The organism is Actinoplanes sp. NPDC051405, assembly GCF_055586185.1.
Genome location: NZ_JBVJIR010000010.1, coordinates 329,192 through 350,236, shown reverse-complemented (window position 1 = coordinate 350,236; position 21,045 = coordinate 329,192). Strand labels below are relative to the sequence as shown.

Annotated in this window: 22 protein-coding genes and 1 pseudogene; 7 read left to right on the top strand and 16 right to left on the bottom strand. The window is 69.2% G+C overall.

Annotated features, from left to right (window positions below; translation table 11 throughout):
• The 4 genes from ACZ6S4_RS23240 to ACZ6S4_RS23225 form a co-directional block, all read right to left on the bottom strand.
• The coding region (locus ACZ6S4_RS23240) for an IPT/TIG domain-containing protein (RefSeq protein WP_465476921.1) at positions 1-237 on the bottom strand (237 nt) is incomplete at its 3' end.
• Between the two features lie 220 nt (positions 238-457).
• Positions 458-1,702, bottom strand: coding sequence for an acetyl-CoA C-acetyltransferase (locus ACZ6S4_RS23235; protein ID WP_465476920.1), 1,245 nt, complete (start codon positions 1,700-1,702; stop codon positions 458-460).
• Positions 1,703-1,768: 66 nt separating this feature from the next.
• On the bottom strand, positions 1,769-2,575 hold the full coding sequence (locus ACZ6S4_RS23230) for an SGNH/GDSL hydrolase family protein (protein ID WP_360555903.1): 807 nt from the start codon (positions 2,573-2,575) through the stop codon (positions 1,769-1,771).
• Positions 2,576-2,603: 28 nt separating this feature from the next.
• Entirely contained in the window at positions 2,604-3,704 is a 1,101-nt protein-coding gene (locus ACZ6S4_RS23225) for an SGNH/GDSL hydrolase family protein (RefSeq protein ID WP_465476919.1), read from the bottom strand.
• A 187-nt stretch (positions 3,705-3,891) separates the two neighbouring features.
• Here ACZ6S4_RS23225 and ACZ6S4_RS23220 point away from each other — a divergent pair, with 187 nt between their 5' ends.
• Both ACZ6S4_RS23220 and ACZ6S4_RS23215 read left to right on the top strand, forming a co-directional pair.
• Positions 3,892-4,248 carry a YkvA family protein gene (locus tag ACZ6S4_RS23220; protein WP_451915361.1) on the top strand — a complete coding sequence of 119 codons (357 nt, stop codon included), beginning with the start codon at positions 3,892-3,894 and terminating at the stop codon, positions 4,246-4,248.
• Positions 4,249-4,297: 49 nt separating this feature from the next.
• Complete coding sequence (locus tag ACZ6S4_RS23215; protein WP_465476918.1) at positions 4,298-5,656, top strand: cystathionine beta-synthase; 1,359 nt, start codon at positions 4,298-4,300, stop codon at positions 5,654-5,656.
• Between the two features lie 182 nt (positions 5,657-5,838).
• Here ACZ6S4_RS23215 and ACZ6S4_RS23210 read toward each other — a convergent pair whose 3' ends face one another.
• Positions 5,839-6,759 (bottom strand): SDR family NAD(P)-dependent oxidoreductase, encoded by a 921-nt coding sequence (locus ACZ6S4_RS23210; RefSeq protein ID WP_465476917.1) that lies wholly within the window; start codon positions 6,757-6,759, stop codon positions 5,839-5,841.
• Between the two features lie 99 nt (positions 6,760-6,858).
• Between ACZ6S4_RS23210 and ACZ6S4_RS23205 the strand changes: the two genes are divergently transcribed.
• Complete coding sequence (locus tag ACZ6S4_RS23205; RefSeq protein WP_465476916.1) at positions 6,859-7,524, top strand: TetR/AcrR family transcriptional regulator; 666 nt, start codon at positions 6,859-6,861, stop codon at positions 7,522-7,524.
• Positions 7,525-7,631: 107 nt separating this feature from the next.
• On the opposite strand, the gene ACZ6S4_RS23200 is transcribed toward ACZ6S4_RS23205, so the two are convergent.
• Positions 7,632-8,576 (bottom strand): S1C family serine protease, encoded by a 945-nt coding sequence (locus ACZ6S4_RS23200; protein ID WP_465476915.1) that lies wholly within the window; start codon positions 8,574-8,576, stop codon positions 7,632-7,634.
• Positions 8,577-8,710: 134 nt separating this feature from the next.
• Between ACZ6S4_RS23200 and ACZ6S4_RS23195 the strand changes: the two genes are divergently transcribed.
• The gene (locus ACZ6S4_RS23195) at positions 8,711-9,073 is read left to right on the top strand and encodes a hypothetical protein (protein WP_360555893.1); all 363 of its coding nucleotides are present in this window, start codon (positions 8,711-8,713) and stop codon (positions 9,071-9,073) included.
• 263 nt (positions 9,074-9,336) lie between these two features.
• Here ACZ6S4_RS23195 and ACZ6S4_RS23190 read toward each other — a convergent pair whose 3' ends face one another.
• From ACZ6S4_RS23190 to ACZ6S4_RS23175, 4 genes are all read right to left on the bottom strand, one after another.
• Complete coding sequence (locus tag ACZ6S4_RS23190; protein WP_465476914.1) at positions 9,337-9,870, bottom strand: GNAT family N-acetyltransferase; 534 nt, start codon at positions 9,868-9,870, stop codon at positions 9,337-9,339.
• Positions 9,842-10,771, bottom strand: a complete 930-nt coding sequence (locus ACZ6S4_RS23185; protein WP_465476913.1) for a ribonuclease Z — start codon at positions 10,769-10,771, stop codon at positions 9,842-9,844. The genes ACZ6S4_RS23190 and ACZ6S4_RS23185 overlap by 29 nt, the downstream gene beginning before the upstream one ends.
• A 274-nt stretch (positions 10,772-11,045) precedes the next feature.
• Positions 11,046-12,041 (bottom strand): polyphosphate kinase 2, encoded by a 996-nt coding sequence (gene ppk2 / locus ACZ6S4_RS23180; protein ID WP_465476912.1) that lies wholly within the window; start codon positions 12,039-12,041, stop codon positions 11,046-11,048.
• A 75-nt stretch (positions 12,042-12,116) separates the two neighbouring features.
• Positions 12,117-13,541, bottom strand: a complete 1,425-nt coding sequence (locus ACZ6S4_RS23175) for a CYTH and CHAD domain-containing protein (protein ID WP_465476911.1) — start codon at positions 13,539-13,541, stop codon at positions 12,117-12,119.
• 110 nt (positions 13,542-13,651) lie between these two features.
• Between ACZ6S4_RS23175 and ACZ6S4_RS23170 the strand changes: the two genes are divergently transcribed.
• Complete coding sequence (locus tag ACZ6S4_RS23170) at positions 13,652-13,828, top strand: hypothetical protein (protein WP_465476910.1); 177 nt, start codon at positions 13,652-13,654, stop codon at positions 13,826-13,828.
• Between the two features lie 196 nt (positions 13,829-14,024).
• Here ACZ6S4_RS23170 and ACZ6S4_RS23165 read toward each other — a convergent pair whose 3' ends face one another.
• The 4 genes from ACZ6S4_RS23165 to ACZ6S4_RS23150 all read right to left on the bottom strand — a co-directional run bounded on the left by ACZ6S4_RS23165 (position 14,025) and on the right by ACZ6S4_RS23150 (position 15,745).
• Positions 14,025-14,348 (bottom strand): hypothetical protein, encoded by a 324-nt coding sequence (locus ACZ6S4_RS23165; RefSeq protein WP_360555883.1) that lies wholly within the window; start codon positions 14,346-14,348, stop codon positions 14,025-14,027.
• 100 nt (positions 14,349-14,448) lie between these two features.
• A complete protein-coding gene (locus ACZ6S4_RS23160; protein ID WP_465476909.1) occupies positions 14,449-15,021 on the bottom strand; it encodes a dihydrofolate reductase family protein in 573 nt (190 codons plus the stop codon).
• Between the two features lie 90 nt (positions 15,022-15,111).
• A complete protein-coding gene (locus ACZ6S4_RS23155; protein ID WP_465476908.1) occupies positions 15,112-15,246 on the bottom strand; it encodes a hypothetical protein in 135 nt (44 codons plus the stop codon).
• Between the two features lie 7 nt (positions 15,247-15,253).
• A complete protein-coding gene (locus ACZ6S4_RS23150; RefSeq protein WP_465476907.1) occupies positions 15,254-15,745 on the bottom strand; it encodes an SRPBCC family protein in 492 nt (163 codons plus the stop codon).
• A 435-nt stretch (positions 15,746-16,180) separates the two neighbouring features.
• Between ACZ6S4_RS23150 and ACZ6S4_RS23145 the strand changes: the two genes are divergently transcribed.
• Entirely contained in the window at positions 16,181-17,260 is a 1,080-nt protein-coding gene (locus ACZ6S4_RS23145; protein WP_465476906.1) for an NAD/NADP octopine/nopaline dehydrogenase family protein, read from the top strand.
• Positions 17,261-17,635: 375 nt separating this feature from the next.
• On the opposite strand, the gene ACZ6S4_RS23140 is transcribed toward ACZ6S4_RS23145, so the two are convergent.
• On the bottom strand, positions 17,636-18,499 hold the full coding sequence (locus ACZ6S4_RS23140) for a hypothetical protein (protein WP_465476905.1): 864 nt from the start codon (positions 18,497-18,499) through the stop codon (positions 17,636-17,638).
• A gap of 814 nt (positions 18,500-19,313) precedes the next feature.
• Positions 19,314-19,412: pseudogene (locus ACZ6S4_RS23135) on the bottom strand (peptide-methionine (S)-S-oxide reductase MsrA); the annotation flags it as partial.
• Positions 19,413-19,429: 17 nt separating this feature from the next.
• Here ACZ6S4_RS23135 and ACZ6S4_RS23130 point away from each other — a divergent pair.
• On the top strand, positions 19,430-20,941 hold the full coding sequence (locus ACZ6S4_RS23130; RefSeq protein WP_465476904.1) for a recombinase family protein: 1,512 nt from the start codon (positions 19,430-19,432) through the stop codon (positions 20,939-20,941).
• The last annotated feature ends 104 nt before the right edge of the window (positions 20,942-21,045 follow it).

The window sequence follows — 21,045 nt, the reverse complement described above, 5'->3', positions numbered from 1 at the left end:
GCAGGGGTTGACGCCGATGTCGACGGTGGTGGCGCCGGTGAAGCCGGTGCCGGTGATGGTGATCGAGGTGCCGCCGAGTACGGGTCCGTGGTTCGGGCTGATGGCGGTGATGGCCGAGTCGGCCAACGCTGGGCTGGCTGGCAGCGTGACTAGTCCTACGGCCAGTAAGGCTGCGATGGCGGCTGCCGATGACCTGCGCAGCACACCTCGCCGCGACACTTGCTGTGCTACTGACATCAGACTCATCCCCTGCTAGGCCGACGACATTTCTCCCATATCGTGCAGGAGACTTCATCCGCCCGGGCAACAAATGAGGCTTATTGCGATAGTGCTGTCACGTTCTGTAACTAGTGGGTTGGCGGAACACTCTCGTGCGCGCTGTGCGTGCCGGAATGAGAACCGCCGGGCCGACGCCCCCTACGGCAGTCGACCCGGCGGAAGTGCTACCGGCGTGGGCTCAGTTGAGGCGTTCGAGCACCATCGCCATGCCCTGGCCGCCGCCGACGCACATCGTCTCCAGGCCGATGCTCTTGTCGTGCCAGTCCAGGGAGTTCAGCAGGGTGCCGGTGATCCGGGCGCCCGTCATGCCGAACGGGTGACCCACCGCGATCGCCCCGCCGTTGACGTTGAGCTTCTCCAGCGGGATGCCGAGCTCGCGGTACGACGGGATGACCTGCGCCGCGAAGGCCTCGTTGATCTCCACCAGGTCGACGTCGTCGATGGTCATCCCGGCCCGCTTGAGCGCCTGCCGGGACGCCTCGACCGGGCCCAGGCCCATGATCTCCGGCGACAGGGCCGTGACGCCGGTCGAGACGATCCGGGCCAGCGGGGTGATGCCCAGCTCGCGGGCCTTCGTGTCGCTCATGACCACCACGGCGGCCGCGCCGTCGTTGAGCGGGCAGCAGTTGCCGGCGGTGATCCGGCCGTCGGGGCGGAACACCGGCTTGAGGCCGGAGACGGCCTCCATGGTGACGCCGGGGCGGGGACCGTCGTCGGTCGAGACCACCTTGCCGTCGGGGGTGGTCACCGGGGTGATCTCCCGCTGCCAGAAGCCGTTCGCGATCGCCTTCTCGGCCAGGTTCTGGCTGCGAACCCCGAACTCGTCCATGTCCTGGCGGCTGACGTCGTACGCCTGGGCCAGGTTCTCCGCGGTGTAGCCCATGCCCAGGTAGATGTAGGGCAGGTTGCCGTCCTCGCGCGGGTCGTGCCACACGCCGCCGTTCTTCGCCGCCTCGGTCGTGCGGACCCGGGCCTCGGCGAACTTCGGGTTCTCCCAGCCGCCACCGACCAGCGCCTGGGCCTCCGGCGGTAGGCCGTCGGAGTTGCCCCGGCCGAAGCGGGACACCGTCTCGACGCCGGCCGACAGGAAGATGTCACCCTCGCCTGCCTTGATGGCGTGGAAGGCCATCCGGGTGGTCTGCAGCGACGACGAGCAGTAGCGGGTCACGGTGGCGCCCGGCAGGCCGTCCAGGCCCAGCAGGGTGGCGACCACGCGGGCCATGTTGAAGCCCTGCTCGCCACCGGGCAGACCGCAGCCCAGGTAGAGGTCCTCGATGAGGGTGCGGTCGAGCTGGGGCACCTTGCTCAGCGCGGCGTCGATGATGGTCGCGGCGAGGTCGTCGGGGCGCAGATCCTTCAGCGAGCCCTTGACGGCGCGGCCGATGGGGGAGCGGGCGGTGGCGACAATGACAGCTTCCGGCATGCAGCCAACGTTAACGCGCCGGTAACTTGACGCGGAAGCATCACTTCGTCACACCAGAATGTCGTTTTACTCCTGAATCGAACGGCGCCCGGCGGCCTGTGCGGCGTCGAGCACCGCCGGGTAGAGCGCGTGCGCCCACACCCGGTAGCCGTCCGCCGAGGGGTGGAAGCCGTCGTAGCAGAGCGTGCCCGCATCGGCCCGGAACACCGCACCCGTCTCCTCGGCGAGGTCGACCACGACACCGCCCGCCCCGGTCACCGCGGCCGCCTGGGCCCGCGCCACCCGGCGGCCCACCCACCCGGTGAGCTGCCGCAACGGCGGAGCGATCGAGCGGACGGCACCCAGATCGGGGCAGGTGCCGACGACGACCTGCACGCCGGCCTCGCGCAGCCGCCGCACGGCGTCACCGAGATGCGCGGCCGACTCCTCAGCGCTGCGCAGACCGGTCGCGTCCTGCGCGCCGATCAGCACCACGGCCACGTCCGGCCGGTCACCGAGCAGCGCCCGGGCCACCTGAGTCGCCAGGTCGGTCGAGCGGGAACCGGCCACGCCGACGCTGGACAGCAGCACGTGCCGCTGGCCGGTCTCCGGGGTGCCCTCGGCCAGCAGCCGGGCCAGCTGGCCGCCGACCGTCTCGGAGAGCCACTCCACGCCGACCCCGATGGCCGCCGAGTCGCCGAGCAGGACCAGCCGCAGCGTGGGAGCCGCGGACGGGCCCATCGAGGTGCGCAGAGCCAGGCCCATGGTGGGCTTCGCGTACCGCCGGGTGCGGGCCGCGATGGCCTCGCCCGCGAGCAGGGCGAAGCTGCCGACAGCCCCGGCGAACAACGTGGTCGCCGTCGCTTTGCTGATCCGTCCCGCCAGGCCCGTCATGTCGCCTCCCTGCCGCAGTACAACTCCGTCAGTCGACGGCTGTTTGATGATCCGCTGGGGTCCAGCCTACGGCTCCGGCGGCCGACCGGCCGGACACGCCGGGATCGGGACCCGCCCCGAACGACGCCGCCGCGCGGTGCCCGAACCACAGCCGGGGCTCGCCGAACCACGGGTGCCGGCGCAGCTGGGCCCAGCGACCGGCCGGTCCGCGCTCGCGACCGTCGACCTTGGCCGGGCCGACCTCGGTGCCGGCCGCGCGGGCCGCCTCCTGGGCCGCCTCGGGCAGGCTGCGCACGCCGTCGGTGCCGGTGGCCGGCGCCCGGTCGTCCTCGCCGAGCATCGCCATCAGCGTGGGCATCATGACCGCCGCCGCGCGGGCGTAACCCTCGGCGGACGGGTGGAAGCGGTCCGAACTGAACATGCGCACCGGGTCGGCCTCGAACGCCGGGCCCAGCAGGTCGCCGATGGACACCGTCCGGCCGCCGGCCTCGACCACGGCGACGGTCTGGGCCGCGGCGAGCTGCCGGCTCCACTTGCGGGCGAGCCAGCGCAGCGGCGGCTTGATCGGCTGGATCGCGCCGATGTCGGGGCAGGTGCCGACGACCACTTTGCAGCCGACCGAGCGCAGCCGCCGCACGGCGTCGGCGAGGTGGCGCACGGCGGCGGTACGGGCCGAGGCGTGCGTGACGTCGTTGGCGCCGACCAGGATGACGGCCACCTCGGGCTCGTACTCCAGTGCGGCGTCCACCTGATACTGCAGGCCGGAGGACATCGAGCCGACCACGGCCAGGCGGTGCAGGCGTACGGGCCGGCGCAGGCGCCGCGAGACACCGGTGGCGAGCAGGGCTCCGGGGGTCTCCCGGGGACGGTGCACGCCGTACCCGGCCGCGGAGGAGTCACCGAGGATGACCATGCTCAGCGGCTTGCCGGGGAACTTGGGGCCGTACACCCCGTCACCGCGAGGCGGCGGTGCCTCGGCCATCGGGATGATCCGGCGGGCGTCGGCGGCCTGGCGCAGCAGCACGCCCGCCGAGAGGACGGTCAAGCCGGCCGCTGCGCCGGTCACACCGCCCGCGATCTGGCCTGCGAGCCGGAGCCGCTGCCACTCCTCCGCTGTCAAACTGCGCACCTGTCGCACGCTCTCCCTCGCTCTCGCTCGGCGGGAACCTGCCCGTCAGCCGAGGGTGGAGACCCGGCTGCCGGCGATGGTGGGGACTTCGAGGCTAACTCGCCTGTGCGACAACTGTCTGAACCCCGCGCCGAGCGGGCACATATAGCGCGTTGCCGTCATGCTGAGGGAAGCGAAAGGGGACGACATGGCCAGAACTCTGCGCCGGACCGCCGCATTCACGGCGCTCGCGAAGGCGCTGATGGCAGGGGCCCGTGGCGGCCCGTCGATCGGCCAGCGGCTGGCCGCGCTGCCTCGGATGATCAAGGCAACCGCCAAGGGCGAGTACGACGGCGGCCTGCGGGTGGCCCTGATGACCGCCGCGACGCTGTACGTGGTCTCACCGATCGACGCGGTGCCGGAGGCGGCCCTGCTGGTCTTCGGTCTGGCCGACGACGCCGTGATGATCACCTGGCTGGCGGGCTCGGTGCTCAGCGAGACCGAGCGCTTCCTGCAGTGGGAGAAGGAGCGTGCCGCGGTCCTGCCGGGTTCCGTGGTGGGCTGAGCCGTAGGCTGACCAGATCCAGGTCAGCACCGGAGAAGGGCACAGCGACGTGCGGTACTACGACAATGTCGTCGACATCATCGGGGACACCCCCCTGGTACGGCTGCGCAGCGTCACCGACGGCATAGCGGCGACCGTCCTTGCCAAGGTCGAATACTTCAACCCCGGCGGCTCGGTGAAGGACCGCATCGCCCTGCGCATGGTGGAGGACGCCGAGAAGGCCGGCCTGCTCCGCTCCGGCGGCACCATTGTCGAGCCGACCAGCGGAAACACGGGCGTGGGGCTGGCCCTGGTGGCCCAGCTCCGCGGCTACCGGTGCGTCTTCGTCTGCCCCGACAAGGTCAGCGAGGACAAGCAGAACGTGCTGCGGGCGTACGGGGCCGAGGTGGTGGTCTGCCCGACCGCCGTGGCTCCCGAGGACCCGCGCTCCTACTACAACGTCTCGGACCGCCTGGCCCGGGAGATCCCCGGCGCGTGGAAGCCGGACCAGTACAGCAACCCGGCCAACCCGCGCTCGCACTACGAGGAGACCGGCCCGGAGCTGTGGAAGCAGACCGACGGCCGGATCACGCACTTCGTGGCGGGCGTCGGCACCGGCGGCACCATCACCGGCGTCGGCAAGTACCTCAAGGAGCAGGGCCCGGTGCGCATCATCGGCGCCGACCCGGAGGGGTCGGTCTACTCCGGCGGCACCGGCCGGCCCTACCTGGTCGAGGGCGTCGGCGAGGACTTCTGGCCGGAGACCTACGACCGGGGCATCTGCGACGAGATCATCGAGGTCTCCGACTCGGACTCGTTCGAGATGACCCGGCGCCTGGCCCGCGAGGAGGGCCTGCTGGTCGGCGGCAGCTGCGGCATGGCCGTGGTCGCGGCCCTGGACGTGGCCCGCCGGGCGGCCCCGGAGGACGTGATCGTGGTCCTGCTCCCGGACGGCGGCCGCGGTTACCTCTCCAAGATCTTCAACGACACCTGGATGGCCCGGTACGGCTTCCTGACCACGGGCGGCGACGAGGCCACGGTGGCGGCGGCCCTCGGCTCGAAGAGCGGCGAGATGCCCCCACTGATCCACGTGCACCCGACCGAGACGGTCCGCGACGCGATCGACTACATGCGCGAGTACGGCGTCAGCCAGCTCCCGGTCCTCAAGGCCGAGCCGCCGGTCGTGACGGGCGAGGTGGCCGGGTCGATCGCGGAGAAGGCGCTGCTGGACGCGCTGTTCACGGGGCAGGCGCACCTGCACGACACCATCGAGCGGCACATGGCCGACCCGCTGCCGATGATCGGCGGCGGTCAGCCGGTGAGCGAGGCGGTGACCCTGCTGGAGCACTCGGACGCCGCGATGGTGCTGGTCGACGGCAAGCCCGCCGGAGTTCTGACGCGCCAGGATCTGCTGGCGCACCTCTCCTGAGGTCGCTCACGATCACGAGCGAGATGCCGCCCGGCCCGACGGGCGGGCGGCATCTCGTCTGTCAGGTGAGGCCCGCCGCTTTGCGGGACGGCCGGCGAGGCCTGGCGGCCCGGCCCTTCCGACCGTCGAGATGGTTCTGGTGGCGACCGCTGCGTAGCGGCTGCGGCTGAGCAGGTGGCGGGCTACTGCGCCGCCGCGGCGGTTGCCCGGCCCACCGGGAATCGCACGCCGGTGAGGTCTTCCGAGACGGCCCACAGACGCTGCTGCGCGGTCAGGTCGTAGGACTCCGGGCTGGAAGTGACCAGCTTCGGGTAGCCGCGCCCCTCGACCAGGCCGTCGGGACCGTAGTACTGCCCGCCGAGGACGGACGGATCGGTGGCGGCCCGCAGGGTGGGCAGCGCGCCCGCGGTCGCGGGCTGGCTGAGCAGCGGGGCGAGCCACGAGACCGGCCGGCGCAGGGCCGGCGGGATGTTGCGGACCAGCTCGGTGTCGGAGATGCCGGGGTGGGCGGCCACCGCGGCGGTGGTGCCGTGCGCGGCGAGCCGGCGCTGCAACTCGTAGGTGAACATCAGGTTGGCCAGCTTGGACTGGCCGTAGGCGCCGATCCGGGCGTAGGAACGCTCCCACTGCAGGTCGTCGAAGTGGATGGCGGCGCGGATGCGGTGGCCGGTGCTGCTGACCGTGACCACCCGGGAGCCGGGCACGGGCAGCAGCAGGTCGAGCAGCAGGCCGGTGAGCGCGAAGTGGCCCAGGTGGTTGGTGCCGAACTGGAGCTCGAAGCCGTCGCGGGTGGTCTGCCGCGGGGTGTACATCACGCCGGCGTTGTTGATCAGCAGGTCGATCCGCGGGTGGGTGGCGCGCAGACCGGCGGCCGCGGCGCGCACCGACTCCAGCGAGGTCAGATCCAGTTCCTGTACGGAGACGTCACCGTTGATCCGGGCGGCGGCCAGTTTGCCCTTCCCCGTGTCCCGCACGGCCAGCACCACCGACGCCCCGCGCTCGGCGAGCCGCCGGGCGGTTTCGAAGCCCAGCCCGGTGTTGGCCCCGGTGACCACGGCCACCCGGCCGTCCTGGCGCGGAATCTGCTGCTCGGTCCACTTCATCTCTGCTCCTCAATGTACCGCCGGTAACTTATGCCTGAACGGTAATGTACCACCGGTACAGTGTCAAGAGACCGCCGGTACCTAAGCTAGGGTTGGGCCATGACGTTCCAGCGGGCGCGCAGCGACGAGCAGCGTGCCGTCCGGCGCCGGGCGATCCTGGAGACGACCTCGGCGATGCTCGACGAGATGCCGGTGGCCCAGGTGACCCTGAACGAGCTGAGCCGGCGGGTCGGCCTGGCCAAGACGGCGGTGCTGCGCTATTTCGAGAGCCGCGAGGCGGTGCTGCTCGACCTGATGGACGACCGGACGGCGACCTGGCTGGCCGAGCTGGAGCCGGAGCTGGCCCGCGGGATCGACCCGGGCCGGTCCGCGGTGGAACGGGCGGAGCAGGCGGCCGACGTGCTCAGCCGGTCACTCGCGGCCCAGACGGTGCTCTGTGATCTCTTCGGCGCGCAGGGTGGAGTGCTCGAGCACAACGTCTCGGTCGAGGTGATCCGCCGGCACAAGCGGGCCTCGCTGGGCAATCTCGCGGTGATGGCCGGCCTCGTCCGGCGGCACCTGCCGGAGATCGGCGACCGCGCCGAGATGTTCTGCCTGAACCTCCTGATCGTGGGGGGCGCACTGTCGGCCTACACCTCGCCGCCGCCGAGCCTGCTCGCCGTCTACGAGTCCGAGCCGGCGCTCGCGGTCCACCACGTCGATATGCGGACAGCCCTGCGGCTGGCGATCATCACGTCCCTGGTGGGCATGCTGCCGCGCCCCTGAAGCCGGAGCGCGGCATGCTGCCGCGCCCCTAAAGCCGGAGCGCGGCAGCGCCCGCGATCACTTCCCGCCAGGAAGCGGTGCGGGCGAGCCCAAGCGTTCGGCGCGGATCATGCGAGCTCGGCGGGGACAGTGACCACGTCCACGAAGGCGTTCTTCCGCAGCACCGTGATCGGGAGGTTCTGGCCGATCGCCGGACCCAGCATCAGGCGTTGCAGGGCCTGAACCGTCTGCACCGCTTCGCCGCCCGCCGTGATCAGGATGTCGCCGAGGTAGATGCCCGCCGTGCCGGCCGGGCTGCCCGGGACCACCTCGACCACGCGCAGGCCCAGTTTCTGGCCCAGACGCTCCGCGATCGGCGGGGGCAGCGGCACCGGCACGCCGGCGACGCCGAGCCAGGCGCGGCGGACCCGGCCCGTGGTCACCAGCTCGCCGATGATCTGGCGGGTGGTCTTGTTGATCGGTACGGCCAGGCCCAGGCCGTAGCCCGCGACCGCCGTGTTGACGCCGACCACCGTGCCGGTGGAGTCGGCCAGGGCGCCGCCGGAGTTGCCCGGGTTGAGCGCCGCGTCGGTCTGGATGACGTTGTCGATGATGCGGACCCGGCGGCCGTCGCGGGCCGGCAGTGAGCGGCCCAGCCCCGAGACCACGCCGGCGGTGACCGAGCCGGCCAGGCCCATCGGGTTGCCGACCGCCACGACCAGCTGGCCGATCCGCAGCCGGTCGGCGTCGCCGAGCGGGGCCGCCGGCGCACCCGGGTTGTGCACGCGGACGACGGCCAGGTCGGACAGCGCGTCGGCGCCGACCACGTCGAACTTGGTCTCGGTGCCCTCGGCGAAGGCGGCGGTGCCGCCGCTCGCGCCGGCGACCACGTGGGCATTGGTGAGCAGGAATCCGTCGTCGGTGAAGGTGACCGCCGAGCCCGCGCCGGCCCCGCGCGGGGTACGGACGGACAGCGCCGCGACGGACGGCAGCAACTGGGCGGCGACGCCGGTCACGACACGGCTGTAGGCATCGAGCGCGCCCGTTTCGACACCCGTGTGTTCGGTATCCATGCAGTCCAGAACACCGCCCCGGCGGCCATCGATGCCGGTACGGCGTCCGCCCACGGCGAAATGCGCCAGTCACTGATAGTCGCGAAGGTCGCACAGATAGTCCGACCGGATGCCCGTTGCCGGGGGTTGTATGAGTGACGAAGGAGCTGAACGAGCCGGACGGAGGGGTGGGGATGGTCATCGTCGACGAGGCTGTACCGGCCGACATCGTGGACCGCCTGCTCTGGCAGGACGCCCAGCAGATGCTGCGGCGGCATGCCGAGGCCGGCCACGACGGCAACTGCGTCTGGTGCGGCTGGCGCTGGCCCTGCGCACCGCGCCGGCTCGGCGAACGCGCCGACCTCGCGTCCCGCCGGCCGTGGCGGGAAGCCTGGACCCTGCGGCACGACCTCAACAGCGTGCGCGCGATGCCCGGCATCCGTACCGGCCTGGACGGCAACATGGTCCGGCGCGAGACGCCGAAGATCGACGAACTGAACAGAGGCTATTTCGACTGAACGACCCTGCCAGACCCTCGACGTCAGCCGGGACCTTGACCGTCCCCCGGCAAGAACCGACCTGCATCGGCCCGGACGACGTCGAACCGCGGTGATGCCCCCGTGCCCCGCCAGCACGCCGGCGTCCCGCACCCGGACCCGCCCATGAACCGTCTCGACCGGCACGCCTCCGCCGGTCGGCGCCTCCGGCCAGGCGTCAACGCGGTTCGGGCGGGCGCGGTTGGCGGGAGTGCGTGACCACAGGTTCCCCCGCATTCACTCGGTCACGCGCTCCCGCCCGCCCTCCACTGTTCGTCCTTCACTGGCCGTCCGTAGCGCACCTGGAGGACCGGCTCCCCGCCGACAGCCTCGGTACGGGTCGTGCCGTCCGGAACCCAGCCGCCGCGCTCGTAGAAGCGCCGGGCCCGCTCGTTCGCCGCGAGGACCCAGAGCACGGCCCGGTCACCCAGGGCGGCCAGCGCCGGCAAAGCGTCGGCCATCAGCGCCCGGCCGACCCCGGTGCCCACGTACGCCGGGTCGGCGTGGATCGCGTACAGCTCGGCGACGCCGTCCTCTTCGCTCGGCCCCACGTACGTGAAGCCCGCGAGGACCGGGCCGTCGACGGCGACGGTCAGCCGGTGGGTGTCCTGCTCCCACTTCCACCGCTCCGCCCACCACTCGCCCAGCACCTCCGGCGAGCCGTGGGCCAGCGCGTCGGGGGAGAGGATGTCCGCGTACGCGGATGCGCGGGAGTGGAAGTGCAGGGCGCCGATCGCCCGCAGGTCGTCGTCAGCGGCGGGACGCAGATGCACGCTCATCGGACGAACCTAGCCGGGGCGGCACCGGCACCCGCAGCAGATCCTCGGCGAGCACGATGTCGCCGTCGAACTCCGCGCGGGCCTCGTCCAGGAACCGGGTGCTGTCCGCGTACCGCTGGGAGAAGTGGGTGAGCACCAGCGTGCGTACCCCCGACTGCCGGGCCACCGACCCGGCCTGGCCCGCGGTCAGGTGGCCGACCTGGGCCGCCATCGCGGCATCTTCAGCCAGGAAGGTCGACTCGATGACCAGCAGGTCGGCGCCCTCGGCGAGATGGAAGACGTTGTCGCACAGGCCGGTGTCCATCACGAAGGCGAAGCGCTGCCCGGGCCGGGGCGCGCTGACCTGCTCCAGCGTCACCCGGCCGAGACGGCCGGTGCGCTGCAGCTCGCCGACCGCCGGCCCGGCGATGCCGTGCGCGGCCAGCAGCGACGGCACCATCCGGTGAGTGTCGGGCTCGGCCAGGCGGTAGCCGTAGGTCTCGATCGAGTGGCGCAACGGCAGCGCGGTGAGTGCGCCGGCCGAGGTCTCGACCCGGAAGCCGTCGGCCACCGGTACGGGCTGAAGGTCGGCGACGTCGTAGAAGCTGGTGGCGTGCCGGAGCCGGTCGAAGAACTCCTGGCCGCCGGCCGGGTAGTGCACCTGGACCGGGTGCGGGACCTTGTCGAGCGAGATCCGCTGGATGATCCCGGGCAGGCCGAGCGCGTGGTCGCCATGGAAGTGGGTGATGCAGATGCGCCGCAGCGGGGTCACGGCGAGCCCGGCCATCAGCATCTGGCGCTGGGTGCCCTCACCCGGGTCGAAGAGCACGACCTCGTCGTCCCAGCGCAGCAGGTAGCCGTTGTGGTTGCGGTGCCGGGTGGGCACCTGGCTCGCGGTGCCGAGCACGGTCAGCTGGCGCATGATCACCTTCGGACATGAAGCGACCCCCGGGGACTTCCGCGCCGTAGCACGGTCCGGTCGGACTGGGCCGGATCCCCGGGGGCCGGGTGGCTGCCTGGTATTCGCCGCACCGCTGCCACACGGTCTCGACGTTTTCCTACGAAGCTGTCAAGGACAGCGGCTAGCGGACAGCCACCTCACGAGTCCAGTTGCTATACAACTTCGGACCACCTCCTCTCACGTGTACGGCCACGTTAGCCACCCCGTGGCCCCGCCGACAACGCCTTTAAGGTCACTAGAGTCGCGGGAATACCTGCGGCGAGACCTCGGTGCCCTCGACGAACTGGGAGGCGGGCCCGACGATCTGCGGGTCCGGGGTGCCGACGATGCTGGTGTCCTTGTTGTCGTAGTCGAAGCGGTTGAGCACGAAGCGGATGGCCTCCAGCCGGGCGCGCTTCTTGTCGTTGCTCTTGACCACGGTCCACGGGGCGTCGGCGGTGTCCGTGTAGAAGAACATCGCCTCCTTGGCCTCGGTGTACTCGCCCCACTTGTCCAGTGACTCGAGATCCATCTTCGAGAGCTTCCACTGGCGTACCGGGTCCACCTGCCGGATCGCGAAGCGGGTGCGCTGCTCACCCTGCGACACCGAGAACCAGAACTTGATCAGGTTGATCTGCGAGCGGACCAGCATCCGTTCCAGGTCCGGGGCCTGCCGCATGAACTCCAGATACTCGGCGCGGGTGCAGAAGCCCATGACCCGTTCGACGCCGGCCCGGTTGTACCAGGACCGGTCGAAGAGCACGATCTCCCCGGCCGCGGGCAGGTGCTTGATGTAGCGCTGGAAGTACCACTGATTGCTCTCGCGCTCGTTCGGCTTCTCCAGTGCCACCACCGAGGCGCCGCGCGGGTTCAGGTGCTCCATGAAGCGCTTGATCGTGCCGCCCTTGCCGGCGGCGTCGCGGCCCTCGAAGAGGATCACCATCCGCTCGCCGGTCCGCTTGCACCAGTTCTGCAGCTTCAGCAGCTCGATCTGCAACAGCCGCTTGTCATGGTCGTACTCGGTCCGCGGCATCCGGGTGTCGTACGGGTAGTCCTCGCGCCAGGTGTCCACGGGGCTGCCGTCGGCGTTGAGCAGCACCGGGTCGTCGTCATCGTCGTCGGCGACCCGGTAACCGCCCAGCTCGGTGATCGGACCCGTGTACGGGTCGGTGGTGAGCTCGTCGTCGAACTGGCGATCCTCGTGGCCGCCGTTGTCGTCCTGCTCCTGCTCGTGGTCCTGGTCCGCCTGCATGACACGGTTCATACCCACCAGGGCCGACCTGACAACTGGCGGACCGTAACGGGAAAGTGGACGGCAGGTTAATGCTCAGCCGAGCCAGCTCCGCAACCGCTTCACCCGGGACGCCGCGACGACCGGCGGCAGCTCGTTGCGGGTCTGCACGCCGGCCTGCTCCTGACGCGCCCACAGCACGCCGTACCCGAATCCGTCCGGCGCGGTGCGCGCCATCTCGCGCAGCACCTCCCGCGCGACCACCGAGTCCTGATGGGCGCCGAGCACGTCCTGGAGCCCGGTCAGGGCCTTCACCAGGCGCTTGCCCGGCTTGCCGGCGGTGGGAGCGAAGATCTCCACCGCGTACCGGGCCCGTTTGTAGGCCTTGCGGGCCTCGTGCAGCTCGGCGTCCACGCCGTCGGCCATCGCCTCGTCCAGCAGCCGGTCCGCCTTGAGCAGCGCCTTGCGGGCCCGGCGCAGCGCACTCGCGTCGTCCGGCTCCGGCTCGTCGACGAGCGCGTCCATCGCGTCGAGCATGGCGAGGTAGCGGTCGCTGTCCAGCGCCTCGGTCAGCGCCGTGCGACCCCGCTCGACCTGGGCGTCGAGATGAGCCCGGATGCCGTCGGCCACCTCCGGGAAGCCGGACGTGTCGGCGAGCAGCTTGCCTTCGAGGACCTGGCCGTCCCGCACGTCACCGAGGCAGCCGGCCAGCCACTTGAGCTCGTCGCTGAGCGCGGCGGCCCGCTGCGGATCGAACGAGGCCTTGAACGTCTTCAGGGTGCTGCGCAGGCGCCGGGTCGCCACCCGCATCTTGTGCACGGCGTCCGGGTCGCCGGCGCGTACCCCCTGGTCCTGCTCCTCGACGGTCTCGCGCTGCTCCCGCGCGTACCGGAGCACGGGGTTGACCTTGCGGCGCCGGCGCCGCGGCTCGGTGAGCCGGTCGCCGAGCGCCCGGGCCAGCTTCGACGGCCCGGCGGCCGGGGTGGCGCCGGCCGCCCGCAGCAGGCCCTCGACGGCGTCGAGCACTGCCGGCCCGCCGTCGACCAGCTCGACCTCGAGCTCCTGCCAGTTCTGCTCGGTGCCGCCGGTTTCGGCGCCCACCCGGTCCTGGGCGACCAGCGCGAGGGTCCGGCCCTGCTCATCGCGCAGCGGCGTCTCGACCCGATGGGTACGCAGCCGCGCCACCGGGCGCAGCGGCCGGGTCCGCACGATCGTGCGCACCTCCGCGACCAGCTCGGCGGGCACGTCGTCACCGTCGGTCAGCGGCAGCCGATGCTCGGTCCGGCTCGACCCGTCTGCCGGTGTCTTGAGATGCCACCCCGCGTCCCCGCCCCCGGTCCGCTTGCGGAGGGTCCGCTTGTTGCGCGCCAGCCGCAGATCGTCGGTGTCGAAGTAGGTCGCGTCCAGCTCGTGGGTCTCGGCCTCGCCGAGCTCGCGCACACCGCCGGCGCCGATGAGAGGCGGCAACTCGAAACCGGCGGGGACGTCGTACTTGCGTTCGTTCTCGGTTGCCGTCTCCATGTGACCAATATGCCTGCTGACCGGCGACTCAGCTATCTCGGCCGGGCGACTCAGCTGTCTCACAGCAGGCCGGGGCAGCATGGAAAGCCGGTCTTGAACTTGGAGGTGCCGTGAACGAGCCGGAACGACGCAAGATCTCCCTGGCCGGCCTCGGACTGATCGGCGCGGGTGCGGTGCTCGGGCTCGCCCTGGCCGGTCCCGGAGCGAAGCAGAGCGAGGGTGCTGGGCCCGGGCCGGGTGCCAGCGCTCCGGCGGAGTCGCCGAAGCCGCCGCCGGCTGACAGCTGACGTTTTCGCAGGCTTTCGGGCTCTGGCTGACTCCCAGCTCATTTGGCGGTGCGGCACAGCGGTTTCCCAGAAATGCGCCGCACACTCGACTCAGGCCCCTGATGGATCCGGCGCTCGTCCCCCGTGCGAGCGCCGGGTCCGTCAGGCCTGCGAGAGCGCCGCTCCGACCGCCGCCCCGGTCGGGGTGGCGCTTTTCTCATACATGGGCCTCCCCGTGGCTGCGGAGGTATTGGGCCCGGGAGTAGTAGGCCGCGGCAGCACCGAAGTACATCGTCGCGAGCGAGACGTGGAAACTGTTGTCGGTCAGCGCGTTCTTGGCGTTGGCGGTCTCGGACCAGCGGATCTCGGCGTCGGAAGCACTGATCCCGCGCCGCGCACAGCGAACGCGATTGAGCTCCTTGCCGATCCGCCACGTCTCGAGCGCGGTCTCGGCCTGCCGCATCATCGCCCGCGCCTTGTCGGCCAGCGACTCGGCCAGCGTCCAGGCGACCCGCTCCTCCTCATTGTGAAACCTGGGCATGGTGAACCTCCCGAGGTCTACCTCCTGAATTGTCTTCTTGTTCAGTGTGTGAGGAGGGGTAGGAGGCTGTCGATCTTTTACACCCGTAGGGAGGACGGCATCAGTGCAGCGTAGGGCGGTAGATGAGCTCCTGGGTGCGGCTGTCGAGCGTACGGGTCTCCAGCAGCTCGAGGTCAAAATCCTCGGCGCCGGCGAAGATCGGCCCGATTCCGGTCCGGCCGGTGACGACCGGGAAAAGCGTCACTTGTACGCGGTCGACGAGGCCGGCGGCCATCAGCGCACGGTTCAGCGAAAGGCTGCCGTGCGAGCGGAGCGGGACGTCGGACTGCTCCTTGAGACGACCGACGACCTCGACGGCGTCACCGTGCTCGACGGTTGCGTCGGGCCAGTCGAGGGGGCCTTCGAGGGTGCTCGACACGATGGTCGCCGGCAGGTTCCGCATGCGGGTGACCCAGGGGTCGCGCACTGTCTCTTCGGTGTTCCCGGCCAGCAGACTCGTGAAGATCCGGTAGGTGTTGGCACCGAAGACCATGCGCTGGTCGGTGTCGTAGAGGGCGAGGCGGCGGTCCAGGAGCTCGGGGCCCTGCTTGCCCCAGTAGCCGGTCCAGTCCCCGCCGGCGGCGCCGAAGCCGTCGAGGCTGGAGAAGACGTCGAAGGTGTAGGTCGCGGTCATGAGGTTCTCCTTGAAAGTGATCGGGCGGGTGCCTCTCACTTCCGCTACGAACGCCCCTGCCCCGAATCGACAGGCTCTGCCGAACTTCTCTCAGCGCGGCAGCTGGGCCCGGCCCAGCCGTTCGAGATTGTCCCGCAGACTCTCCCGGATCCGCCGGACGAGGTCACGTTCCGTCGTCACGAGTACGTCGGCCGCGGGCAGGACCTGGAGCGCGCTCCAGATCAAGAAAGGTTCAGCCCTGCGCTTCGCGGACGTCCTTTCCGTGCTCGGCGAACGCCTTGAAGTCCTGCATGTGCTGTAGCGACTGCTTGCGGAAGGCGCCCGGCATCAAGAGTCCCACGAGCCGCATCAGCAAGCCGCTGAACCGGTACTCGCTCTCGCTCACCCAGAGCGTCGTCTCCGGGCCGGTTTCGGTCAGGCGGTCGCTCACGGCGCTCCACATGCCCTTGCCGACGATCTCGCGTTCGAAACGGACGACGTCCTCGCTCCCGATCCCGTGCAGATCCAACGGTTCCCGGCGCGTGATGGTCTCGGTGCACTCCATCTGCCGCTGCCCCATCTGGAACACGACTCGCGACTTGGTGCCGACGTGCCCGTGCACGCCGCTCAGCGGCTCATGCCGCACCAGGCCTCGCAGCCACTTCGGCAGGTGCGCCGGGTCGGCGAGTAGCTGGGCCACCCGCTCCCGCGGCAAGGCGATCTCCATCGAGACGGTGATTTTCACGGCGGAGCCCTCCAGTCCTCGGGTGAACGTGCCTGGGACGCCATTGTGGTGGACGGCCGACGGGATCGCAGGTGCGTGAATCGAGGTCCCCTCAGGAAAACGAGGACACCTCGTTCTTGGCGTCCGACAGATGCCTGTGAGCCTGGCGAGCTGATCCTGGTCCCGCCGGCTGGCCGTGACCCGCTGACAGTGGCCCACCGCGTTGACCCTGGAAGCGCAGCAGCAACGAGAACTTGAACCATCGTCCGCGAGTTCTTCCCGAAATGCCTCGGATCGGCCTGTCTCGCGATGGTCGCCGCAGAAATCAAACGATCGACCGCGTAAGATCTTCGATGGGAAGAACCTCCGAGATTTTCGTCGAATCGGTCGAGGAAATACTTCTACCGATTGAACCTGCCGGCGTCTGCCACGACGCCGGAGGATGGGGGAGCGACCATGAACGTCACCGTTATCGGTTCCGGCAACGGAGGCATGGCTCTCGCCTTCGACTGTGCTCAGCAAGGCCACCGCGTCTCGCTGTACTCCCAAGCCGCACACGCTCACGAAAACCTTGAGGCAGTCCGGGCAAAGGGCGGCATCACGAGCCAGGGACGGCTGGAGGGCTTCGCCCCGGTTGCGTACGCCGGTACGGACGTCGAAGCCGCCGTGGAGGGTGCCGAGATCGTCTTCGTGGTCGGGCCCGCGTTCGCCACCGAGCCGTTCGGTCGCGACCTCGCACCTCACCTGCGGCCCGGGATGATCGTGGTGATCTGTCCCGGCTCCTGCGGCGGCGCCCTCGCCTTCAAGCGAGCCGCGGGTCTGCCGGTGCACGACGACAGCGTCATCGTCGGGGAGACCAGCACCCTTCCGTACGCGTGCCGGGCCGACGGCCAGGGCAACGTCCATGTATTCCACAAGTTCGACAGGGGCCTCTTCGCCTCGGCCGTTCCTCGGTCCGGCAACGGCAAGCTGCTGGAGATCCTCAGGCAGGTCTATCCCTCGTCCGTCGAGGCGGCCACGGTCTTCCAGACGTCTCTGCAGAACGGCAACCCTGTCATCCACCCCGCGGTGACGCTCATGAACGCCGCCCTGCTGGAGCGGACCGGTGGCGACTTCCTCTTCTACGAGGAGGGTGTCACCCCGGCTGCGAGCCGTCTGATGGAGGCTGTCGACACCGAACGTCTCGCCATCGCGACGGCGCTCGGCGTGACGATCCTGTCCGAGCCGGATATCGGTGTGGAGCAGGGCTACATGACCGAGAGCAACTACACGACCGGGTATTCCCGCGCACCTGGCTTCCGCGGCATCAAGGCCCCGACTGCCATCGACTCGCGATACCTCACCGAGGACGTCGGCTACTCCCTGGTCTTCTTCACCGACCTGGCACGCCGGCTCGCGGTGCCCACCCCGACGATGGACGCGATCATCGAGATCACCTCGGTCGTCCTCGCGCGCGACCTGCGTGCCGAAGGAGCCCGCACGATGAGTTCTCTGGGCCTCGACGACCTGACCGCCGAGCAGCTACTGAGCCTCTGAGGACAGGTCACGACCGGAAAAAGCTCGCCGAGATATTCGCCGGACTCCTCGGGGCAGATGCTTCCACCGACTGATTTCGCCCTCGTCTGCACGAAACGTCATCGTTGACATAAGACAGAATGTGGAAGTCCACTCGGGCAGCCGGGTTATCCGGAAACCACTGTCAGCGAGGCCGCCTGACCGAAGTCCGACGGCCTTGCCTCAGCGCAAGTCCAGCGGTCAGGCGCCGCTCTGAGCGACGCCGATCGGGCACGTCATGCCGTTGGGACCGCCGGCAGTTCCGTGGCTCATAGGTCCCGCGGTGACACGAGGCCTCCGACGCGGACTCTGACCTCTCTCTGGGATGGCTCAGCGCGGGAAGATCATTGATGGCCCTTAGCCGGTTACGTCACGGTTGAATACCCTCGCTATCCAGGGCATGTATTCGCGTCGGCCGACTAGAAGACTACGTGCAATCTCCCTTTCCTTCTCTGGATCATAAGTTGCCAAGTAGTCGAGGATGTGTGAAGTGGCAGTTTTGTATTCAGGATTCTTTTGCGCCAAACGCTCAAGGGCCACCATCCCGCTTACTCGGACGGCCCCTTGCTCGCTAGTAAAAAGGTCTACCGCCCTGTAGAATTTGTCGTCGAGCTTTTCGGTCTCGCCAGCCCAAAAACGGCGAGCTCCAATGAATAGGCCGCCGATCCCCGAGGTTCCCAGGGCCACAGTCGCGGCGGTTTTGTAAACCTCAATCCTGGCCTTCGGTTGCTCACCTGCGGGTAGCTTGTTGGCTTCGCCGAGAAGCACCCAGAGCGCCACGAGGCCGATGGCTGCCGCTGCCAGGCCCAGCACGGTGGCAAGCAGCCACGGTGCACGCTTGATGCCTCGCGCCACTCTTCGGCGTCGCCATAAGCGCCACAAGCTGAAGGTCAGTAAAGCGAATGCGAGGATGAAGGCTATTTCGCCGCGCCAGTCTGCGATCTGCTCGAACCAAGAAGGTCGAGGCTGGGCGTCTAGTCGCTTCCATTCCTTAACTGTAGGTGGCGTGTCTCCTGACGCGTAGACGCCGTCCCAAACGTACTTGGCTGTTGCAAAGGCCATAACCAGTAATGCTATAAGGCTTAGAAAAAATGGATGGGGACGAGGGATCCGGATCCACACCAGTCGGTGACGCCTAGGCGCATTTTCGATTGCTTCCTTGATCTTTTCCGCAAGTTCTTCCTTGGTAAAGACCAGAAGGTCTTCATCTGGAGTAGCCACGCTTCCATGATGCAGCGTCGGCGCTAGTGTAGTCACTCCAAAGGGTGATCCATGCGGAAGATCATCGTTGCATTCGTGCAGGTAAGCTCGCGCCGGGCGAGCGCCTTCGCCGTGTTTTCTTGAACTACCCGCGGACAGGCCGTGCCGGTGCGCAGGAGCAAGGCGAGTACAGCGGCGAAAGTACAGCAACCGCAGCATTCGAGCTGGGCCAGACAGAGCCTGTCCGGTACCTCTGACCGCGCCGTAGACCGAACCCGACCGCCTCGCACGCAGTGCCCATCGAAGGGGTCGTGCCCGACGTAGCGGCCAATGGGTAGGGACAGCGGTAAACGACGGTCAGCCACGACTCCGGTTGAGCCGGGAAGACGGCAGGTGGCTGACCCACGACCGGGCGGTTGATCGAGGATTCCTAGATCTGTGTTCTCCACTGTTGTGTCTTCGTTCGCGACGACCCCGGCGCATAGTCCCGAGTCTGCTGAGCCGGTCGCGCCCGGCCTGCTGGCGGCGCAAGCGCCGGCATCGGCCGACGCGCCGGCCACATCGGGCATTGACGAGAGCGGCCGACAACCACGCGGTGCCGCACAAGAATCTCGGACCTCCGGGATGGGGTATGCCATTCCGCCGTCCGTCGCCCCAGGCGAAGCCGAGCAGACCGCCGCCGAGGCCGTCAACCCCCGTGCCTGCCTCACGCCGAGCGAGCCGTGGCGGCCCCAGCGTCGGCCCGCTCCCCGGTGGGTGGGTCGACGACCGACGGGATGGCAAGCAGATGAACCGAGGTGCCCTCAGGCGAGCAAGGACACCTCGATGCGAACAACTAAGCGGTCTTGGCCACACCGATCGGGCAGGTCATCCCGTTCGGCCCGTGGTTGCAATAGCCGCCCGGGTTCTTGGCGTCCGACAGATACTGCTGGTGACAGTACTGTCCGCTAGGTGACTATTGAGGCGGTGCCGGTCATCTCGTACGCGCGAATCAGCAGCGATGGCGAGCGTGACGAACATGGTGTCAGCAACCAGCACAAGGTCAATCGACGAACCGCCCAGCGCCTCGGGTGGGTCGTCGTAGCCGAGCTGACCGACAACGACCGCTCGGCGAGCAAGGCGGGCGTGATCCGTGAGGCTTTCGAGGAGATGCTCAAGGCCGTCGCCGTTGGCCGCCTGGCCGACGGTACGCAGGTGCGCGGCGTCATGGTGCTCAACGAGGACCGGCTAGCCCGAAGAGCGGGTGACTACGAGCGGTTCGTGGAAGCCCTAACCGCCGACGACGGTCGAGTGTTTGCCGACGAGCGCGGTCCCAAGGACCTGTACGCCGAGGACGTCGAAGGACTCGGGTTGGTGGGGGTGGCCTTCTCCAAGATCGAGTCCCGGAAGGCGCGCCGGCGGCTGCGGCGGTTTCACCGGGACCGTGCCGAGAGCGGCCAGCCTGCCGGAGGAACGCGGCCGTTCGGATGGGCTGCTGACCGCCGCAGCCTGGATCCGGTCGAAGCGCCGCTTGTGGCCAAGGCTGCCAAGGAGTTCGCCGCCGGTAGGTCGCTCAACTCCATCGTGCGGGAGTGGGTCGCTGCGGACGTGCGGACATCACTCGGGAACCAGTGGACCTCGCGCTCGCTGAAGGTCACGTTGGCTAACCCACGCCTGTGCGGATGGCGGTTGCTGCACGGCGAAATCGTGACCGACGACAGCGGGCAGCCCGTCCAGGGTGCCTGGGAGCCGATCATCGACCCGGCTACCTGGCAAGCCGTCAACGCCATCATGGGCAACCGCAAGGGGAGGAGCGTGAACCCGGACGGCTCAACGGGCAACGTGCTTGCGGCCGACTTCTCTGAGCATCGCTATCTGCTCAGCGGCATCCTGCGGTGCGGCAAGCCGAGGCCGGACGGGACGCTCTGCAATTGCCCACTGCGCGCGCGGCGGTGGCACCGGAATCCCGATGTCTATCACTACCTCTGCCAGCCGAAGGCGCAGGGCGGATGCTCGGGAATCGGTCGGCAGGGTGCCAAGGTCGACGAGTACGTCTCCGAGATGGTGCTTGCGAAGCTTGAGGAGCGCGAGATGCGTTCAGCGGGTGGCGAGGGCGGCCAGACATGGGCCGGGGCTGATGAGCTGAAGAACAGTCAAGAGCAGCTTGACGAGTTGGGTCGCGTCTGGCGTGCAGGCGGGATGTCGAACGAGTTCTTCTTCTCCAACGTGCGTCAGGTGGAGGAGAAGATCGCGCGGCTGCGTGCTGAGCAAGGCCGGTACGCCGTACAGATCGAGCGTCGGAAGCTAGACGTGGATGACCTACGCCGTCGCTGGTACACGCCGGAGGAAGACGGCGGCCTGGACGTCATGCGCAAGCGGGCGTACATCCACGAGGCGCTGCATGCAGTCATCGTGCACCCGAACGGGCGAGGGCGGTCTGCCTTTAATCCTGACCTGCTGGAACCCATCTGGCGTGAGGACTGAGGCCACCGCGTACCCCTGTTACGGAGCGCAAAGTTTGTGATCTGCGCCATGACGAACCACGTTTGTCGTTAGTTGTCACTAGACCTCAGTGGACGCCAGCGGAC